Annotated in this window: 18 protein-coding genes and 2 pseudogenes; 10 read left to right on the top strand and 10 right to left on the bottom strand. The window is 65.0% G+C overall.

The window, feature by feature from the left end; translation table 11 throughout:
* Window positions 1-121 precede the first annotated feature (121 nt).
* Window positions 122-316 carry a hypothetical protein gene (locus AC0L2U_RS25985; RefSeq protein WP_164748793.1) on the bottom strand — a complete coding sequence of 65 codons (195 nt, stop codon included), beginning with the start codon at window positions 314-316 and terminating at the stop codon, window positions 122-124.
* A gap of 320 nt (window positions 317-636) precedes the next feature.
* Here AC0L2U_RS25985 and AC0L2U_RS25980 point away from each other — a divergent pair, with 320 nt between their 5' ends.
* Entirely contained in the window at window positions 637-1,350 is a 714-nt protein-coding gene (locus AC0L2U_RS25980; RefSeq protein ID WP_127327775.1) for a 3-keto-5-aminohexanoate cleavage protein, read from the top strand.
* Here AC0L2U_RS25980 and AC0L2U_RS25975 read toward each other — a convergent pair.
* Genes AC0L2U_RS25975 through AC0L2U_RS25965 form a run of 3 tightly spaced genes read right to left on the bottom strand, consistent with a single transcriptional unit; the run spans window position 1,347 to window position 5,322 of the window.
* A complete protein-coding gene (locus tag AC0L2U_RS25975; protein ID WP_292635983.1) occupies window positions 1,347-2,528 on the bottom strand; it encodes a serine hydrolase domain-containing protein in 1,182 nt (393 codons plus the stop codon). The genes AC0L2U_RS25980 and AC0L2U_RS25975 overlap by 4 nt on opposite strands.
* A 3-nt stretch (window positions 2,529-2,531) precedes the next feature.
* A complete protein-coding gene (locus tag AC0L2U_RS25970) occupies window positions 2,532-4,133 on the bottom strand; it encodes an ABC transporter substrate-binding protein (RefSeq protein ID WP_128289770.1) in 1,602 nt (533 codons plus the stop codon).
* Between the two features lie 55 nt (window positions 4,134-4,188).
* Window positions 4,189-5,322 carry an NAD(P)/FAD-dependent oxidoreductase gene (locus AC0L2U_RS25965; RefSeq protein WP_127809841.1) on the bottom strand — a complete coding sequence of 378 codons (1,134 nt, stop codon included), beginning with the start codon at window positions 5,320-5,322 and terminating at the stop codon, window positions 4,189-4,191.
* Window positions 5,323-5,456: 134 nt separating this feature from the next.
* Here AC0L2U_RS25965 and AC0L2U_RS25960 point away from each other — a divergent pair, with 134 nt between their 5' ends.
* Window positions 5,457-6,074 (top strand): helix-turn-helix domain-containing protein, encoded by a 618-nt coding sequence (locus tag AC0L2U_RS25960; protein ID WP_127327778.1) that lies wholly within the window; start codon window positions 5,457-5,459, stop codon window positions 6,072-6,074.
* Window positions 6,075-6,200: 126 nt separating this feature from the next.
* Here the strand turns inward: AC0L2U_RS25960 and AC0L2U_RS25955 are convergent, their stop codons facing one another.
* Both AC0L2U_RS25955 and AC0L2U_RS25950 read right to left on the bottom strand, forming a co-directional pair.
* Entirely contained in the window at window positions 6,201-6,476 is a 276-nt protein-coding gene (locus tag AC0L2U_RS25955; RefSeq protein WP_473602861.1) for a hypothetical protein, read from the bottom strand.
* Window positions 6,477-6,571: 95 nt separating this feature from the next.
* A pseudogene (locus tag AC0L2U_RS25950) lies at window positions 6,572-7,147 on the bottom strand (ornithine cyclodeaminase family protein); the annotation flags it as partial.
* Between the two features lie 175 nt (window positions 7,148-7,322).
* On the opposite strand from AC0L2U_RS25950, the gene AC0L2U_RS25945 reads away from it, so the two are divergent.
* Window positions 7,323-7,784 carry an Lrp/AsnC ligand binding domain-containing protein gene (locus AC0L2U_RS25945; protein WP_023813853.1) on the top strand — a complete coding sequence of 154 codons (462 nt, stop codon included), beginning with the start codon at window positions 7,323-7,325 and terminating at the stop codon, window positions 7,782-7,784.
* Here AC0L2U_RS25945 and AC0L2U_RS25940 read toward each other — a convergent pair.
* Window positions 7,781-8,680 (bottom strand): annotated as a pseudogene (locus tag AC0L2U_RS25940) (LysR substrate-binding domain-containing protein). The gene AC0L2U_RS25945 and the pseudogene AC0L2U_RS25940 overlap by 4 nt on opposite strands.
* A gap of 125 nt (window positions 8,681-8,805) precedes the next feature.
* Between AC0L2U_RS25940 and AC0L2U_RS25935 the strand changes: the two are divergent.
* Window positions 8,806-9,510: an SDR family oxidoreductase gene (locus tag AC0L2U_RS25935; protein WP_473602835.1), complete on the top strand. Its 705-nt coding sequence runs from the start codon at window positions 8,806-8,808 to the stop codon at window positions 9,508-9,510.
* A gap of 49 nt (window positions 9,511-9,559) precedes the next feature.
* A complete protein-coding gene (locus AC0L2U_RS25930) occupies window positions 9,560-10,618 on the top strand; it encodes a Gfo/Idh/MocA family protein (RefSeq protein ID WP_473602834.1) in 1,059 nt (352 codons plus the stop codon).
* 72 nt (window positions 10,619-10,690) lie between these two features.
* Here the strand turns inward: AC0L2U_RS25930 and AC0L2U_RS25925 are convergent, their stop codons facing one another.
* Window positions 10,691-11,290, bottom strand: coding sequence for a DUF922 domain-containing Zn-dependent protease (locus tag AC0L2U_RS25925; RefSeq protein WP_127809847.1), 600 nt, complete (start codon window positions 11,288-11,290; stop codon window positions 10,691-10,693).
* Window positions 11,291-11,407: 117 nt separating this feature from the next.
* On the opposite strand from AC0L2U_RS25925, the gene AC0L2U_RS25920 reads away from it, so the two are divergent.
* The gene (locus AC0L2U_RS25920) at window positions 11,408-11,902 is read left to right on the top strand and encodes a hypothetical protein (protein WP_245466480.1); all 495 of its coding nucleotides are present in this window, start codon (window positions 11,408-11,410) and stop codon (window positions 11,900-11,902) included.
* A gap of 51 nt (window positions 11,903-11,953) precedes the next feature.
* Here AC0L2U_RS25920 and pdxR read toward each other — a convergent pair whose 3' ends face one another.
* The gene (gene pdxR, locus AC0L2U_RS25915) at window positions 11,954-13,378 is read right to left on the bottom strand and encodes a MocR-like pyridoxine biosynthesis transcription factor PdxR (RefSeq protein WP_127809848.1); all 1,425 of its coding nucleotides are present in this window, start codon (window positions 13,376-13,378) and stop codon (window positions 11,954-11,956) included.
* A 35-nt stretch (window positions 13,379-13,413) separates the two neighbouring features.
* Between pdxR and AC0L2U_RS25910 the strand changes: the two genes are divergently transcribed.
* The 3 genes from AC0L2U_RS25910 to AC0L2U_RS25900 all read left to right on the top strand — a co-directional run bounded on the left by AC0L2U_RS25910 (window position 13,414) and on the right by AC0L2U_RS25900 (window position 16,202).
* Window positions 13,414-14,166 (top strand): pyridoxamine 5'-phosphate oxidase family protein, encoded by a 753-nt coding sequence (locus AC0L2U_RS25910; RefSeq protein WP_292662194.1) that lies wholly within the window; start codon window positions 13,414-13,416, stop codon window positions 14,164-14,166.
* A gap of 241 nt (window positions 14,167-14,407) precedes the next feature.
* The gene (locus AC0L2U_RS25905) at window positions 14,408-14,860 is read left to right on the top strand and encodes a GNAT family N-acetyltransferase (RefSeq protein WP_292662198.1); all 453 of its coding nucleotides are present in this window, start codon (window positions 14,408-14,410) and stop codon (window positions 14,858-14,860) included.
* A 142-nt stretch (window positions 14,861-15,002) separates the two neighbouring features.
* The gene (locus tag AC0L2U_RS25900) at window positions 15,003-16,202 is read left to right on the top strand and encodes an aminotransferase-like domain-containing protein (RefSeq protein ID WP_473602860.1); all 1,200 of its coding nucleotides are present in this window, start codon (window positions 15,003-15,005) and stop codon (window positions 16,200-16,202) included.
* Here AC0L2U_RS25900 and AC0L2U_RS25895 read toward each other — a convergent pair.
* Window positions 16,191-16,481: a hypothetical protein gene (locus tag AC0L2U_RS25895; RefSeq protein WP_245481704.1), complete on the bottom strand. Its 291-nt coding sequence runs from the start codon at window positions 16,479-16,481 to the stop codon at window positions 16,191-16,193. The two genes, AC0L2U_RS25900 and AC0L2U_RS25895, sit on opposite strands and share 12 nt — an antisense overlap.
* A gap of 322 nt (window positions 16,482-16,803) precedes the next feature.
* Between AC0L2U_RS25895 and AC0L2U_RS25890 the strand changes: the two genes are divergently transcribed.
* Complete coding sequence (locus AC0L2U_RS25890) at window positions 16,804-17,232, top strand: VOC family protein (RefSeq protein ID WP_127809852.1); 429 nt, start codon at window positions 16,804-16,806, stop codon at window positions 17,230-17,232.
* The last annotated feature ends 93 nt before the right edge of the window (window positions 17,233-17,325 follow it).

Genomic DNA, 17,325 nt, shown 5'->3' with positions numbered 1-17,325 from the left:
CGCCCCCCCCCCCCCCGCGCCCCCCCCCCCCCCGCCCGGCGCCCCCCCCCCCCCCCCCCCCCCCCGGGGGGGGGGGGGTCTCCCCCCCCCCCCCCCCCCCCCCAAACCCCCCCCCCGCATTCTATCCGGTTCGGCGCGCCGTCGATTGCGGAAACTCCAGCACTCCAGCCTCGGGTCGCCTGTGCTGCGCTTCCGTCACCGCTTCGATCAACAGATCGAGCGCTTCACAGGCCGCGCGACTCGTCTCGTCGTTGCCTTGCAGATAATGATAGGCTCGTTCGAGGTGGATGCGGGCGGCTGAAAAATCGCTGGTCAATGGTCCCTCCATGATCCCGCCCTAGAAGACCTTGCCGGAGACGAGGGAACGCCGGGTAAATATCCACAAGCGGCTTTTATTCAAATGCCGCCGAATGTTGCGGGGAGGCGCGCGGCGTTGATGCTGCCAATCTCCCCCCGTGGGGGAGATGTCCGGCAGGATAAAGGGGGGCGCTGTCCTGCCGACCTGAACAATCAGATTTTCGATCTGTTTCGCAGCCTGCACGCTTGATGAGATTGAAGATCTCCCCCACACGGGGGAGATTGGCGGCTTCACCGCCGCGTGATTAGACTGTCAACTTCCTGCGCAAGGTGAGACCGATGATCGTCCAGGCCTGCATCAACGGCGCGCGCGTGCGCGATTTCCACCCGAAGCTGCCGCTGACTGCCGAGGCAATGGCCAGCGATGCGGCAGCCTGCGTCGCCGCTGGAGCGGCCGAACTGCACATCCATCCGCGCGGCACTGACGGGCGCGAAAGCCTGGCAGCCGTCGACGCCACCGTGCTGGCGGTGCGCCGGACCTGCCCGGGAACACTGGTCGGCGTGTCGACCGGCGCCTGGATCGAGAACGACGTCGAGCGGACCCGCACGGCGATCGCCGGCTGGCGAGACCTGCCCGACTATGCTTCGGTCAACCTGTCCGAACCGGATGCGCCCGCCGTGATGGAACTGCTGCGCCAGCGTGGTGTCGGCATCGAGGCGGGGCTTGCCGTCGTCGCCGATGCCGAGCGCTTCGTAGCGCTTCCCGGCCACGACCAGGTGCTGCGCATTCTGATCGAGATCGACATCCCGGACCTGTCCGCTGCACTCGACGAAGCGCATGGCATCGTCGCCGTGCTCGAGCGCGCCGGGGTACGGCGGCCGATCCTGCTGCATGGCGTCGATGCAACTGTCTGGCCCTTCGTCAAGCTTGCGCATCGCAAGCGCTGGTCGACACGGGTCGGTCTGGAAGACGGCAATACGCTCGCCGATGGAACTGTGGCGAAGGACAACGCGGCGATCGTCGCTGCCGCCGTGGCGATCTTTTGCGGCTAGTTTTCCAGAATGATCTGGATTGCCTTATCGACCACCGGATGGAGGCCACTGGCCTGGAAGGACAGCCGGTTGCCGGAGCCGACATTGCTGGTCATGGCGATGGTCAACCCCGAGATCGGATCGTGCAGCATCACGGCGACATAGCCGGGAATGCTGCCCTGGTGGCCGTAGAAGGCGCGGTCGGCATAGATGCTCTGGAACATGCCGGCACCGGTTTCGCGCATGCGGGTGCCTGGAAAGCTTGCCGGCACACGGTGCTCAAACATCTCGGCGAAGAACGGTGGCGACAGCAGCTTTCCGGAAAACAGGCCGCGCATGAAACCCACCATGTCGGACGGCGTCGACACCATGTCGCCACAGCCATAGGCAGCGCCGAACGGGAAGGAATCGGAAGAATCCTGCAAGCCGTCGGAATAGGGCAGCACGCCGTCCATGCGCCACATCTCGCCGCCCGAGGCGATATCGGCGGGCGCATTCGCCGCCGGCGGCGGCCGGTGGTAATAGCCGCGTACCATCGATTTCTCCGGAAAGGCCTCGGTGGCCGGCGACCAGGTGTTTGTCAGGCCGAGCGGGTGCAGCACCGCGCTTCTGACATAACCGCCCAGCGACTGGCCGGAGACAGCCTCGATCACCATGCCGGCCAGAACATAGCCGGTGTTGTTGTAGACGGCGGGCCCGCCCGGCGCCTTCTGCTTGTCGGAAACGAAGGCTATGTCGACCAGCTGTTGCGGCGTCCATTGCCGGCTCGGATCCATCGGAATGTAATATTCGAACTCGGGCAGGCCGCTGCGGTGGTTGATCAGCTGGCGCACCGAAATGTCTTTTGCTCCTGGGAGGTCGGGAAACCAGGAGGCGATCGGTGCGCCGAGCTCGAGCTTGCCGTCCTGAGCGAGCTTGACCAATGCGGCGGCGACGAAGGTCTTGGTGCAACTGCCGATCTTGAACAGGCGGTCGGGCGAGACGGCAACGCCATGCTCCCGGTCGGCGAGGCCGACGGTGATGGCGGTTGGTGCGGCGCCAGTGGAGTATGCGAGTGATGCGCCCACCGCGCCATCGGTGAGATAGGCTTTGAGGAGAGCGTTGAGGTCTTCACGCATGGATTCTGCTTTCGCCGCTAAATTGCTGGTTTCGTAGACGTCGATGCGTCCCCGGGCCGAGCCCGAGGGCAGGGTCGCCAAGCTTCACTCCGCCATATCGACGGCGGCAAAGTTCTGCCGGCCGAAGGGGTCGAGCACGTAGTTGAGCACGCTCTTGCGGATCGGGATCGCCACCACCGAATGGGCGATCGGCGCCACCGGCACCTCGACCTTCAGGATCGCTTGCGCCCTGGCGTAGATGTCGGCGCGCTGTTTCGGATCGGCGGCGACGCGACCGTCCTGCAGCAGCTTCTCGAAGGCCGGATCGCACCAGCGCGAGCGGTTGGAGCCGCCCTTCACGCCGTCGCAGGACAGCAGGTAGCTCAGCATGTTGTCGGGGTCGCCATTGTCGCTGCTGCCGCCGAGCAGATAGGCGTCCTGTTCGCCCGCCGCGGTGCGCTTGAGATATTCGCCCCATTCAAAGCTGACGATCTCGGCCTTGACGCCGACTTTCGCCCAGTCGGCCTGGATCATCTCGGCCATGCGCTTGGCATTGGGATTGTAGGGCCGCGATACCGGCATCGCCCACAGGCTGATTTTCAGGTCGCTTTCGTGGCCGGCTTCCTTCAGCAGCGCCTTCGCGCCATCCGGGTCATAGTCGATGCCGGCGTCGGTGACGGCCCCGATCTGCGCCGGCGGCACGACGCTGCCGGCGACCGTGCCGGCGCCGGCATAGACGGCGTCGACGATCGCCTTGCGGTCGACGGCCTTGGCCAGCGCCATGCGCACGCGCACATCGCCGAGCGGCTGGTGTTCGACATTGAAGCCGAGAATGCCGATGTTCTGGCCCTTGAGGTCGAGCACGGTGATGTCGGGATCGGTGCGCAAATCGGCGACTGCACTGGGCGGGGGCGGGGCGGCGACTTGGCACTCATTGGCCTTGAGACGCTCGACGCGCGTGGTCGGTTCGGGCGTGACGGCGAACACCAGCGTGTCGATCTTCGGCGCGCCGCGCCAGTAATCCTTGTTGGCGGCGTAGCGGATCTGGCTGTCGGGCACATAGGCCTGCAGCACGAACGGGCCGGTGCCGACGGGCTCGCTATCGATCAGTTCCGGCGTGCCGGCGGCGACCATCTTTTCGGTCTGCTCCAACGACAGGATAGAGAGATAGTCGAGCGCAATGCCGGGCAGGAAGGTGACGTTGGCCGCCGTCAGGGAGAAGCGCACGGTGTGGTCGTCGACCTTGTCGATCTTGTCGATCAGCGAGCCCATGCCCAGTGCGTTGAAGTACTCGTAAGCGCCGCCGCCGAGCTTGTGGTAGGGATTGCTGGCGTCGCGCTGGCGGTTGAAGGTGTACAGCACGTCGTCGGCATTGAACTCGCGCGACGGTGTAAAGTGGTCGTTCGACTGGAATTTCACGCCGTGGCGTAGGTGGAACGTGTAGATCTTGCCGTCGGCTGAGACCTCCCAGCTTTCGGCCAGCGCCGGCCCGACCTCGGTGGTGCCAGGCTTGAACTCGACCAGCCGGTTGAAGATCGTCTTGGCGGCGGCATCCATGGTGGAGTCCGCCGTGCCGATCGCCGGGTTGAAGGTTTCGGGATTGGCTTCCGAGCAATAGACCAGGGTTTTGGCGTAGGCCTGTCCGCCAAGAAGGACGGACGAGGCCAGCAAGGACGAGGTAAGGACTGCGCGCAGAACGGATTTCATCGCAAACGCTCCTGATGACACTTTACGGGTTGAGGGAAGGGCAGGCCGGTGAAGTTCATGGCGTCGCCGCCGGGGTGATGAAACGGTCGGGCGCAAGCGCGGCGGAGGTGATACCGCGTGCCGTGAGATCGTCCGGCAGCGGCTGGCCGCGCAGCAGCGCCGCACCCAGCCGCGCCAGCGTCAGCGACACCTGGAAGCCGTAGCCGCCCTGGCCGCCAAGCCAGAAGAAGCCGGGCAGGCGCGGGTCGAAACCGATGACCGGCGTGCGGTCGGGCGAAAAGGTGCGCAGGCCAGCCCACGGCGTCGACGGACGGCCGATGCGCAGCGACGTCGCCTGTTCGATGCGGTCGACGGCGATGGCGACGTCGATGTCTTCCGGAAAGGCGTCGCAGGGTTCGGAATCGGTCTCGTCGGCCAGCGAGCCGATCAACCTGCCGGCATCGGGCTTGAAGTAGAATTGTTCATGCAAATCGACCACCAGCGGCCAGGCGCTGATGTCCGTGCCGGCGGGTGGATCGAACAGGAAGGCGGTGCGGCGCTTCGGCCGGAAGCCGAGACCGGAGAGACCGGCCAGCCCGGCGACGACATCGACCCAGGCGCCAGCGGCGTCGACGACGATGTCGGCCTGGTAGGCGCCGGCACTGGTGGTGACGCTGAAGCCGTTTGCGACGCGAGAAATCTCCAGCACTTCCTGGCCGGTGCGGATCACGCCGCCGCCGGCCTTGAGCGCGGAGGCTGAAGCCGCAAGCATCTTTCCCGTGTCGACATCGAGCGCGCCGGGTTCATGGACGCCGCCGCAGGTGGTTGCCGTGGCGATGACCGGCACCAGCGCGGTGACTTCCGTGGCCGACAGGCGCCGTACGCTCGGCACCAGCGCCTGCATCTCGGCCGCCATGCGGTCGACGGCTGCACTGTCTTCGACACCGCCGACGTGCAGCGCGCCGCGCCGGTGGGCGGCGAAGCCGCCATCGATGATCGCCTGCCGGCTGGCCAGCGATAGCGCCCGCACCAGCGCATTGCCATAGGTTTCGGAAAACAGCGCCGCGGAGCGGCCGCTGGCGTGGTAGCCGAGATGCAGCTCGCGCTCGAGCACGGTGATCTCGGCCCAGGATTGCACGGCCGCCGCCAGCGAAAGGCCGGCAATGCCGCCGCCGATGACGACGATTTTTTGGAGAGACTTGGACTGCATGCTCTAGGGGTAGAAATAATTTCGTATCCAGTCAATATTTAGCGTATAAGAAAATATTAGCGTTGTTGATGGCGGCAGGGAGTTGGACTACCAAGGGTGAAGAAGCGGCTCAGTGGCCGCGCCAGGAGCTGACGATGTCGGAGCAACCGAACCTCGGTGATTGTCTGCGCGGCTTGAGAAAGACGCATGGCTGGACCTTGCAGGAGGTCAGCACGCTGACCGGCGTCGCGGTGTCGACGCTGTCCAAAGTCGAGAACGACCAGATGTCGCTGAGCTACGACAAGCTGCTGCAGATCTGCGAGGGGCTGAGCATCCATGTCACCGAGCTGCTCAGCGGCGACCGCAAGCAGCCGGCTGCGCGCACCCGCCGCTCGGTGACCTCTCAGTCCAACACGCTGCGCCAGCTGACCCGCAACTACGATTACCGCTATCTGGCCACCGATCTGGTGCGCAAGCGCATGGTACCGATCCACGCCTATGCGCGCGCCCGCACGCCGCAGGAATTCGGGCCGCTGACCAGGCATGCCGGCGAGGAATTTTTGATCGTGCTCAAGGGCGAGATCGAGCTGCACACCGACCAGTACGCGCCGGTGCGGCTGAAACAGGGCGACAGCGTCTATATCGATTCCACCATGGGTCACGCCTACCTGTCGGTGGGCGAGGGCGACGCCGAGATGCTGTGCGTCTGCTCCGGCGACGAGCCTGACATGGAGGGCGCGCTGCTGAGCGTGCTGGAGACGGTGGAGGGGTAGGGGCTGGTCCCAACCCTCCACGTTGGTGCCGCCCCTCATCTGGCTGCCGCCATCTTCTCCCCGTAAACGGGGAGAAGGACGATCCTATCGACGGGCGGCGCTGGCTCCAACAATTGAGCGGCTCCGCTACAGCGCAACTACACGTCCCATTCCCCGCCGAACCGCCTCGCGGTAGGCGAGATCGGCGGCCACCATGTCTTCCATGGCGACGCCCATGGCCTTGTAGACGGTGACCTGATCGGCGCTGACCCGTCCCGTCCGCCGCCCGAGCAGCATGTCGCCGAGCTCGATTCCGGCTTTCGGATCAATGCCCGCCAGTTCGCAAGAGCCGACCGGCGTCGGAGCAAAGGCGTCCCTGGTCTCGACGAACAGGCTGGCCCGGCTGATAAGTTCGACCGGCAATTCGCCGCCGGGCGGGGCGACGCCGACCGATGAGATGTAGTGCCGGGCCGCACCCAGTCGGCCGAGGTCACCGGCGCATAGGAATGCGTTGCCAGGCAGACGACGTCGGACGAGCGCACCGCGGCCTCTATATCGGCGACGGCAACGACACCCGGATGTTGCGCGGCAAGTGCTTGCGCATCTGAAAATTCCTTGGAGACAACGCGGATTTCGGCGAAATCGCGCACCAGCGGCAAAAGATGCAGATGCTGGCCGGCCTGCACACCGGCGCCGACCACCGTTGCGACCTTGGCGTCGCGGCGGGCGAGTTCACGCACCGAAAGCACGGCCGAGCCGGAGGTGCGCACGGCGGTGATGTAGGTGCCATCCATGACGCAGACCGGCATGCCCGTCTGCGGGTCGAACAGATGGATGGTGGCGAGGTGGCTGGGGATGCCTTTGGCGACGTTGCCCTCGAAGACGTTGACGATCTTCACCGTCAGATGCATGCCCGCTATCCATGCCGACATCGCCAGCGAATAGCCGGCCTGCGGAACATCGAGCTGCGGCCGTGCCGGATTGACCACCTTGCCGCCGGACAAGGCCTTGAAGCCGCCGGCGAGCACGTCGAGAAGCTGGCGCAGGTCGATGCAGGTTTTCACCTCGGCCTCGCTCAGGATGAGTACGGGCATGTCACCCTTGGCCTGGGCGCTGCGGGAGGTCGATATCGCTGATGTCATGGGATACGCTTTCGTTGTCGGTTGCACGACAACGGTATTGCGATCCGGGAGCGTGAAGAAATATACTGCTTTTGCTATTTTGGCGTGATTATCACGTTTGTTCTGCTCAAAAAGTGTGAATCCTGAAATGGACGATCTCGACCGTATCGACCGCTCGCTGCTGCGTTTGTTGCAGGAGGACGGCCGCCGCACGACGCTCGATCTGGCGCGCCGGGTCGGTCTGTCGCCGACCGGGGCGACGCAGCGCGTCAAGCGGCTGTTCGCCGAAGGCTTCATCCGCGCCGTGCGCGCGGTGCTCGATCCTGCTCGGATCGGGCAGGCGCAGCTCGTCTTCATCGAGGTGCGGCTCGACCACACGGCGCCGCATGTGTTCGACCGCTTCGCCGAGGCGGTTCTGCGGGCGCCCGAGATCATCGAATGCCACATGGTGGTCGGCGGCTTCGACTATCTGGTCAAGGCGCGCATCGCCGACATGGCGATGTTCCAGGATTTCCTGCAGCGCGTCATCCTGCCGCTGCCTGGGGTGCGGGAGACACACACCTACGCTTCGATCGCCAATGTGAAGCCCGACGCCTTGCTGCCGATCTAGAGCGGCGGCCTTTCTCCCGCATCCAGCAACCGTTGCCGCACGGCTTGCGTCGGCTCGGGGTGGCGCTGTTTTCTCGGCATCACGACATAAAAATCCTGCGTGCCGCGCATTTCGCCGCTGACGGGCTGAACCAGGCGGCCCGTGGCGAGATCAGCGGCTACGAGGAAGCGGCTGGCCAGCGCAATGCCCTGGCCGGCGACGGCCGCGTCGATGGCCAGACCCGTCTGGTTGAAGCGCATCCGTTTCAATTCGGTCGACATCTTCAGGCCGACCGCTTTCTCCATGAATTCCGGCCACAGATTGTGGGCATCGTGCAGCAGCACATGGTGCTGGATTTCGGAGGCTGCGATTTCAGCAACACCTTCCGGCAGCAAGGCCGGGCTGCAGACGGCGACGATCTGCTGGGGAAACAGCAGGTCGACGATCAGCCCAGCGCCGAAGGGCGGGCGGCCTTGCCTGACCGCGATGTCGACGCCATCGGCTTGAAAGCTCGATAGGCTCTCGCTGGCCAGCACGCGCAAATCGACCAGCGGGTTGTGCGCGACGAAGTCGTGCAATCTCGGGATCAGCCATTTGGTAGCGAAGCTCGGCGTCACGCTGATCGTCAGCCGCGCCGGCTCGGGACGAAGCAGCAGCGTCGCCTCCGAGATCAGGTCGAAGGCGCGGCGGATATTGGGGACCTAGGCGCGGCCCTCATCGGTCAGCGCCAGGCCGCGCGGCAGCCGCTCGAACAGCTTTGTGCCGAGATCGGCTTCCAGCCCGCGAATGTGCTGGGCGACCGCCCCTTGCGTGACATTGAGCTCTTCGGCGGCGATGCGGAAGTTGAGATAACGCGCCGAGGCTTCGAAGGCGCGCAGCGCATTCAACGGCGGCAGGCTGAGGAAGGCTTCGGGCATGCAGGAGTTTTTCTACAGGTTGTTTCAGGCATTCTGGTTCGAACCAGCGGGGAAAACCAGCTATATCAACGCTCAGCTCCCGAAAACACCGTTGCGGTGCCCGCAAACCCTGAGAGGAAAATCCGATGAGTGTAGAAAAAGTAGCTGTGGTGGTGGCCGGCGGCAGCGGCATGGGTGCGGCGGCGGCCAAGCGGCTGGCGGCGGACGGCTTCAAGGTCGCCATTCTTTCGTCGTCCGGAAAGGGCGAGGCGCTGGCTGGGGAATTGGGCGGGCTGGGCGTCACCGGCTCCAACCAATCCAATGAAGATCTGCAGCGTCTCGTCGACCTGACGCTCGAACGTTTTGGCCGCATCGACGTGCTGGTCAACAGCGGCGGCCACGGGCCGCGCGCGCCGATCCTCGAAATCACCGACGAGCAATGGCACACCGGCATGGATGTCTATCTGCTGAACGTCATCCGTCCGGTGCGCATCGTGGCGCCGCAGATGGTCAAGCAGAAGGGCGGCGCCATCATCAACATCTCGACCGCCTGGGTGATCGAGCCGAGCCCGATGTTTCCGACGTCCGCTGTGTTCCGCGCCGGGCTTGCCGCCTACACCAAGATCTTCGCCAACACCTATGCCGCTGACAATGTGCGCATGAACAATGTGCTGCCCGGCTGGATCGACAGCCTGCCGGCCACCGAGGAGCGCCGCGACAGCGTGCCGATGCAGCGCTACGGAACCTCGGAAGAGGTCGCCGCGACCATCGCCTTCCTGGCGTCCGAAGGCGCCGGCTACATCACCGGCCAGAACATCCGGGTCGACGGCGGCATCATACGCGCTATTTGAGGGCGTCGGTCGGGAGGGGATCCCGGCATCTCACCCCAAGGAGCAAAGAATGCGGCTTTTGATACTCGGCACCGGCTGGATGGCGCAGGAACATGCGCGGCGCTTCACCGCCATCGACGGCGTCGACATCGTCGGCGCGGTCGATGTCGATCCGGCACGGGTCGGCGAGTTCGCCGACAGTTTTGACATTCCCAACCGCTTTACCGCGCTGGATGAGGCGCTGACATGGGGTGAGTTCGACGCGGTGGCCAATGTCACGCCGGACCGCATCCACCACCCGACCACCATGGCGCTGGTCGCCGCCGGCAAGCCGGTGCTGTGCGAGAAGCCGCTGGCCGAAAACTATGGCCAGGCGACCGAGATGGCCGACGCCGCAGAGGCCGCCGGCATCGTCAACATGGTGAACCTCACCTATCGCAATGTGCCGGCGCTGCAGAAGGCCCGCCAGATGGTGCAGGCGGGCGAGATCGGCACCGTCAGGCATGTCGAGGCGTCCTACCTGCAAAGCTGGCTGGTGTCGAAATTCTGGGGCGACTGGCGCACCGATCCGAAATGGCTGTGGCGCCTGTCACGCGGCCACGGCTCCAATGGCGTGCTTGGCGATGTCGGCATCCACATCCTCGATTTCGCCAGCTATGGCGCAGCCGTCGACATCGACCATGTCTTCTGCCGGCTGCGCGCCTTCGACAAGGCGCCCGGCAACCGCATCGGCGACTACGGGCTAGACGCCAATGACAGCTTCGCCATGACGCTGGACTTTTCCAACGGCGCCTTCGGCGTGGTGCATGCCAGCCGCTGGGCGACTGGCCATCTCAACGAGCTGCGCCTGCGCATCTATGGCGAGAAGGGCGGCATCGAAGTGGTGCACAATCTGGATGGTTCGACGCTCAAGGCTTGCATCGGCGAAAACGTCGAGAACGCCATATGGGAAGAGCTCGACGCCGGCACGGTGCCGACCAACTACCAGCGTTTCACTGACGCGGTGCGATCCGGCGTGCAGGCCGAACCGTCCTTCCGCCATGCCGCCGAATTGCAGAAGGTGCTGGATCTGGCCGTCGTCTCGGACGAGAAGCGGGCGGAGCTGAGGGCGAGCGCTGAAACGCGGTGAGCTGGGCGAAGCGGCCTGCGCCAGCGGTCGAAGATAGCACTGCCGTCAACTTCGGACTGCGGTCCGCTCCAGTCAGGGGCCGGTCACGAGCGAAAAAACCAGTTTCTGTAAATTGCCGCCATCGCCGAATTCGACGCGGTCGAAATCGCGGCTTGCCAGCACCCGCGCCTTCGAGATTGCGTCGAGCCGCTTGACCACCTCGGCCCTTGTCTTGCTGCATTTGGGATCGTCGGCGACGGTCAGGCCGTTCGTCGCGGCTTGGATGTCGTGGACCATCTGGACCATGCTGGCGCCATGCACCTTCTCATGGGCGGCGACGCCGGCGATGAAAGTTTCCCAGTTCTTCTGGACGGCGGGCGGCAGGGAGCCGGAGGGTTTTGGCAAGGTGTAGGTGACGATCAGCTTCGGCCGCCCGGCCGTCAGCACGCAGTCCTTGCCACTGGGCTTGTAGTCCCTTAACCCCCAGGTCAGCTTGAAATTGGTGTAGGCGATGGCGCGGGCAATGCCGAGCTTTGGCCCTTTCTCGCCGATCGAGCGGTAGAGTTCGGCGCCGGACCGGCCCGAGATCGCGTAGGGCTCGATTTTCTCGACCGGCTTCCACTCGGCACGAGCGGTGAGCGGCGAGGCAAGCAGGGCGGCAAAGGACAGACACAGGCGAACGCAGGCTCTCAATCCAACTCTCCACGAAACAGGACCGGCTGCCGCAACGGGCAATGCCATCGGATCGCTTTTCCTATATGCTGCCGACGGGCGCTGCAAATGCCCTGGAGGCAGTCAATTGGGGGAGTCATGAGAGTTGCACATCTCATCGTCGCTGGTGCCTTGGCCGTCGTGCAGGCCGCGCAGCCGGCGTTTGCCGCGTCGTGCGGTGGCTGGAGCGCCAAGATGGAGGAAGACGAGGGCGGCAGCGTGCTGACGGCTTCGGTCTGCGGCGGGCCGAAAGGCGATGCGCATATGATGCTCACCTGTTTCGACACGCCAGTGCTGAGCTACGATCTCGGTGCCGCCGGCCAGCAGCTGGAACCTGGCATCAGCGGTTCGTTCGCGTTCAAGGCCGACGGCAAGACGGTAACGAAGACACTGCAGCTGGAGGCCATGTACAACTACTTCGTGGTCAATCTGGCGAAAGCCGATCCGCTGCTCGACCTGCTGCGCGGCAAAGGCGATGTGTCGGTCAGTTCAGCCAAATATGGCGAGATCAGCTTTCCGCTGAAGGGCTCCAGCGCGGCCATCGGCAAGGTGCTGGCGCAGTGCGGCAAGGCCGGGCCAGCGGATGGGGATTGACGGGGCTCTACAGTTCGATGCCGGCGCACCAATGAGGCGGTTCTCGTTGGCTCACCGGGCTTGCTGCCGAACCACCCCACCCAGTCGCACCGTCGCGGCCATCAACTCCTCGTCCGAAAACCCCGAAAAACCCAGCACCAGACCTTGCCGAGGCGCCCCGCCGATGAACATTGAGGACAAGGCCCTGGCGCCGACACCCGCCGCCTTCGCCGCCTCGACGATCGCGGTGTCCGGCCCGGCGTCCTTCAGCGTCGCCATCAAATGCAACCCCTGTTCGGGCACGGTTACTTCGAGGGCATCGCCGCAATGCGCCTCGAGGCCGGCGACCAGGACGTCGCGCGCGGCCTGGACGCGGCGGCGCACGCGCCGGAGATGCGCGGCGAAATGGCCTTCGTTCAACAGGTCGGTCAGCGCGCCTTCGGCCAGCGTCGAGGGGAAGCGGTCGGAGCGCGCCCTGACCGCCATCACGGCATCGAGCAGCGCTTCGGGCACCACGACATAGCCGATGCGCAGGCCGGGGAAGAGGATTTTCGAGAAGGTGCCGAGATAGGCGACACGGTCTGAACCGTCCATGCCCTGCAGCGAGGTCAGCGGCGGGCCGGCATAGCGGAACTCGCTGTCGTAGTCGTCCTCGATGATCCAGGCATCGATGCGCCGAGCCCAGTCGAGCAAAGCGAGACGGCGGCGCATCGTCATCGTCACGCCGAGCGGATATTGATGCGAGGGCGTGACATAGGCCGCGCGCGCCTTGGAGCACAGGCTTTCGCCGATCTCGGGATCGAGCCCTTCCGCGTCGACCGGTACCCCAAAAACCCTGGCGCCGCTGCCGGCCAGCACGGCCTGCGCCATGGGATAGCAGGGGTTTTCGATCCAGACGGCATCGCCGGGGCTGAGCGCGGCGCGCACCAGAAGATCCAGCCCCTGCTGCGTGCCCGAAGTCAGCACGATCTGGCCGGCATCGCAGCGCACGCCGCGTGCGGTCCTGAGATAGGTGGCAATTGCCGTGCGCAGCGGCAGGCCGCCGCGCGGATCGCCATAGCGGAAATGCTCCGGCCCGGGGCGAGCGAGGTGGCGCGACAGAAGGATGCGAAACAAATTAAGCGTGCGCGGATCGGACACCGCCACGCCAAGGCCGCAAGGCAGCGAGGTGGCGGCATCGATCTCGGGTGGCCGTGGCTTGACCAGTGTTGTCGGCAGATGCGGCACGTCAGGCGCGACGAAGGTTCCGGCACCGATCCTGGCGACGGCGAAGCCTTCCGAGACCAGCATTTCAAAACAGGCAACCGCCGCCGAACGCGATAGGCCGAAGCGCTGTGCGAGATCCCGGGTGGTCGGCAATTTGGCCCCGGCGGCCAGCGCGCCGGTCTCGATCAGCCGCCTGAGCGCCGCATAAAGCTCGCGGCTGCGCGGGCCGTCGCCCGGGAGGACCGGGATCAGCGCCGACCAATCCGGCAAATTGGTCTGTTTTTTCTTCATCGGATTGGTTCTTTTATCAACCAATGTCATGGCGCATGGTTGGCAGACAACAACCAAGGATGCAAGCCGTGAACGACACGCCAGCCAGCTTTCCGACCACCAGCCGCAACCGCGTCAAGCGCCTGCACGAGCGCGGCAGCTACGACCATGCGGCAGTCTTCGCGGTGCTGGATGCCGGGCTGCTGTGCCATGTCGCCTATACGTTCGACGGCCAGCCCTATTGCACGCCGACCATCCACTGGCGCGAGGACGACATGCTCTACTGGCACGGCTCGTCGGCCAGCCGCATGCTGCGCAATCTGCGCGACGGCACGCCGGCGTGTCTGACGGTGTCGCATCTCGACGGGCTGGTGCTGGCGCGCTCGGGCTTCAACCATTCCGCCAATTACCGCTCGGCGATGTGTTTCGGCACGGCGCGGATCATCGATGAGCCTGATGAGAAACTGAAGGCGCTGGCCGGCGTCGTCGACCGCTTCTACCCCGGCCGGAGCGAGACTCTGCGGCCGATCTCGGTGCAGGAGGCCAAGGCGACGACGGTGATCGGCATGCGCATCGAAGAGGCATCAGCCAAAGTGCGCGCTAAGGGGGTCGCCGACGACGAGGAGGATTACGGGCATCCGGTGTGGGCCGGCGTCATCCCGGTGCGGATGGTGGTCGGCGCCGCCGAGCCGTGTCCGAGGCTGCTGCCCGGTGTGGAGCGGCCGCAGAATCTGGCTAGATATGCCGAGGGTGCGAGACTTGATGACGCGCTGACGCAGGCGCAGCTGGCGTATGAGGGCGGGGTGTAATTCGCGCCTTTCCCTTCTCCCCTCGTGGGTCCGAAGGACGGGGCGAGACCAGTGGTTCGCCCCAGGGCGGTGGCCTCGCGAAGCGGGGTCGGATGAGGGGTGTTTCAGGGAACGCCAACGCCTCACTCCGCTGGAACACCCCTCATCCGTCTCGGCGCCGACGCGCCGATCCACCTTCCCCCACAAGGGGGAAGGGAGAGGGCACCTTGCCGTTGCCGCCGCCTCGCGATATCTCGACACCATGATCACCTTCCGCCGTGCGCAGGCCTCCGACCTGCCTGATATCGTCGCGATGCTGGCCGACGATCCGCTTGGCGCCGGCCGCGAGGACGCCTCCTTGCCGCTGGCGCAAGGCTATATCGATGCTTTCAAGGCCATCGACGCCGATCCCAATCAGCTGCTGGCGGTGGCCGTGGATGGCGGCGAAGTGATCGGCACCTTGCAGATATCTTTCCTGGCCGGGCTCTCGCGCAAGGGCGCGTGGCGCGGCCAGATCGAGGCGGTTCGGGTTGCCGGCCACCGGCGCTCGGGGGGCGTCGGCAGGCTGATGATCGAATGGGCGATCGATGCGTGCCGGGTGCGCGGCTGCGGCCTCGTCCAGTTGACCACCGACAGGTCGCGCGCGGACGCGCACCGCTTCTATGAGAGCCTCGGCTTCACCGGCAGCCATCTCGGCTATAAGAGAACCTTGTAGTTTCCCGCCCCCGTCCCGCCCGGCCAGCGGCTGGCGCATAGCGGACGGCTTTCAGGCCCTATTCAAAGCGCCGGCAAAGACTGATATAGGTCAGCCAAGTTGACCTATATTGCAGCGTCTGGGGAGGCGTGTCGTGACCCTTATGAATCTGTTGGCTTCGCGCTCGTCGCGCATGAAAGCGTCCGAAATCCGCGAGCTCCTGAAGCTGCTCGACCAGCCGGACATCATTTCGTTCGCCGGTGGTATTCCCGATCCGGCGCTGTTCCCGGCCGAGGCGATCCGTGACGCCTATGCTTCGGTGCTGGGCGGCGCGGAGGCGGGTGCGGTGCTGCAGTACCAGGTCTCGGAAGGCTACCTGCCGTTGCGGCGCTGGCTCGCCGGGCAGATGGGCAAGCTCGGCGTCGCCTGTGACGAGGCCAATATCTTCATCACCTCCGGCTCGCAGCAGGCGCTGGACTATCTCGGCAAACTGTTCCTGTCGCCGGGCGATACCGCGCTGGTGACGTGGCCGACTTATCTCGGCGCGCTGCAGGCTTTCAACGCCTATGAGCCTCGCTACGACCGGCTGACCCCGGCCGGCGGCAACATGACGCCCGATGCCTATCGCGCGGCAGCGGCAGCAAATGGCGGCAAGGCCAAATTCGCCTATCTGGTGCCGGATTTCGCCAACCCGACCGGCAACACGCTGAACCGTGAGCAGCGCAAAGCGGTGCTCGACCTTGCCGGCGAACTCGACATCGCCGTCATCGAGGATGCCGCCTATCGCGCGCTGCGCTATGACGGCGACGGCGTGCCGCCGATCCTGGCGCTCGACTGCATCAGGTCCGGCGGCATCGACAAGGCGCGCACGCTCTATTGCGGCTCGTTCTCGAAGATACTGTCGCCGGGCATGCGCGTCGGCTGGGTTTGCGCCCCGCGCCACATCGTCGAGAAACTGGTGCTGATGAAGCAGGCCTCGGACCTGCACAGCCCGTCGATCAACCAGGTGGTGATGCATCGTGTCGCCGAAGCCGTCTTCGACGGCCAGGTGGAAAAACTTATCGGCGCCTATCGCGAGCGCCGCGACGGGCTGCTCTCGGCACTGGAATCCAATATGCCGGAAGGCGTGACCTGGAGCCGCCCGGAAGGCGGCATGTTCGTCTGGGTAACGTTGCCGGAAGGGGCCGACGCCACCGAGCTTCTGGCGCGGTCGGTGAAAGAAGGGCGGGTGGCCTTCGTGCCGGGCAGCGCCTTTTATGCCGACGGCACCGGGCGCAACACGCTGCGGCTGTCCTTCACGCTCGCCGACCGGCGCGCGGTGAGCGAAGGCATTCCAAGGCTAGCCGCCATCCTAAAGGGATAGGCCGGCTCCGGAGGCCGGCTTTTCCTCCGCCATCACAGTCACCAGCCGCTCAAGCTTTGAAAGCCTGGTGCGAGCAAGCTTGCGGACCGGCTTTTCGAAACCTGCTTCGCCGTTTTCGACGACGAAGACCAACGTCATGAAATCGAGCATGAACTCATCGATGGCTGCCGCGACCTCGCGCGACCTGCCCTTGAACCGGCGCAGCAGAGCGGTTGCTTCCTCGATATCGTCGACACCGGCGCTATCGACCAGCGCTTCGAGCCTCTGAAAACAGTCCAATCGCAATTCCTCCCACCGGGGCACCCAACCCGGTTGTGAGCGGAAAGTTCCAAACTGTGAGTGCTCTCGCGAAGAAATCGCCTCCACCGCTTCCGCGGTTTCGACGGGCCATCGGCAATTTTTTGTTCGGGTGGAACCTCCGCGGCCAACGAAGGTTCTTACCAGGTCTGATCCCCCCTCAGACCCCTGAAGGCTAGACATCCTTTCCAAAGGCCCGCCGGCTCCCCTCCCGGCGGGCTTTTTGTTTGCTGGATAGAACAAGTATCCGCATTGACGACGCCCTGTCCGAACCTAAATTCGAACCTCACGAGGAGGCATCTTTATGGAAACCCAGGAATTGCATCGCGGCCGGCTCATCGACCACATCCAACTGGTGGTCAGGGATCTCCCGGCCAGCCGGCGTTTCTACGAGGCGGTCCTGCAGGCGATCGATGTTCCGATCGGTGGGATCGGCGACGATTTTTTCTGGGCCGACGAGCTGTTTGTCTCCACTGCCGACAGCCGGGCCGCACAGGGAAAACTCACCGGTCGCCATCACCTGGCTTTCCAGGCAAGGGACCACGCCATGGTCGACGCCTTCTACAAGGCCGGACTGGCGGCTGGCGGCACGGACAATGGCGCGCCGGGCGAACGGCCCTATCATCCCGGCTATTACGCCGCCTTCCTGCTCGATCCCGACGGCAACAACATCGAGGCCGTCCATCACGGTCCGCATAGTCGCAGCGCCGCTTCGGTGAAGATCACCTTCTAAGCTGCCGATATTCAGCCGGCCGGATCGCGGGCGCATGCGATGCCTGAGAGAAGTTGCCTTGCGTTGCCAGATTGGTGGCCCCGATGCTAACCG

This window comes from Mesorhizobium sp. WSM4808 (genome assembly GCF_055811675.1).
This window is presented reverse-complemented; position numbering and strand designations above follow the sequence as displayed.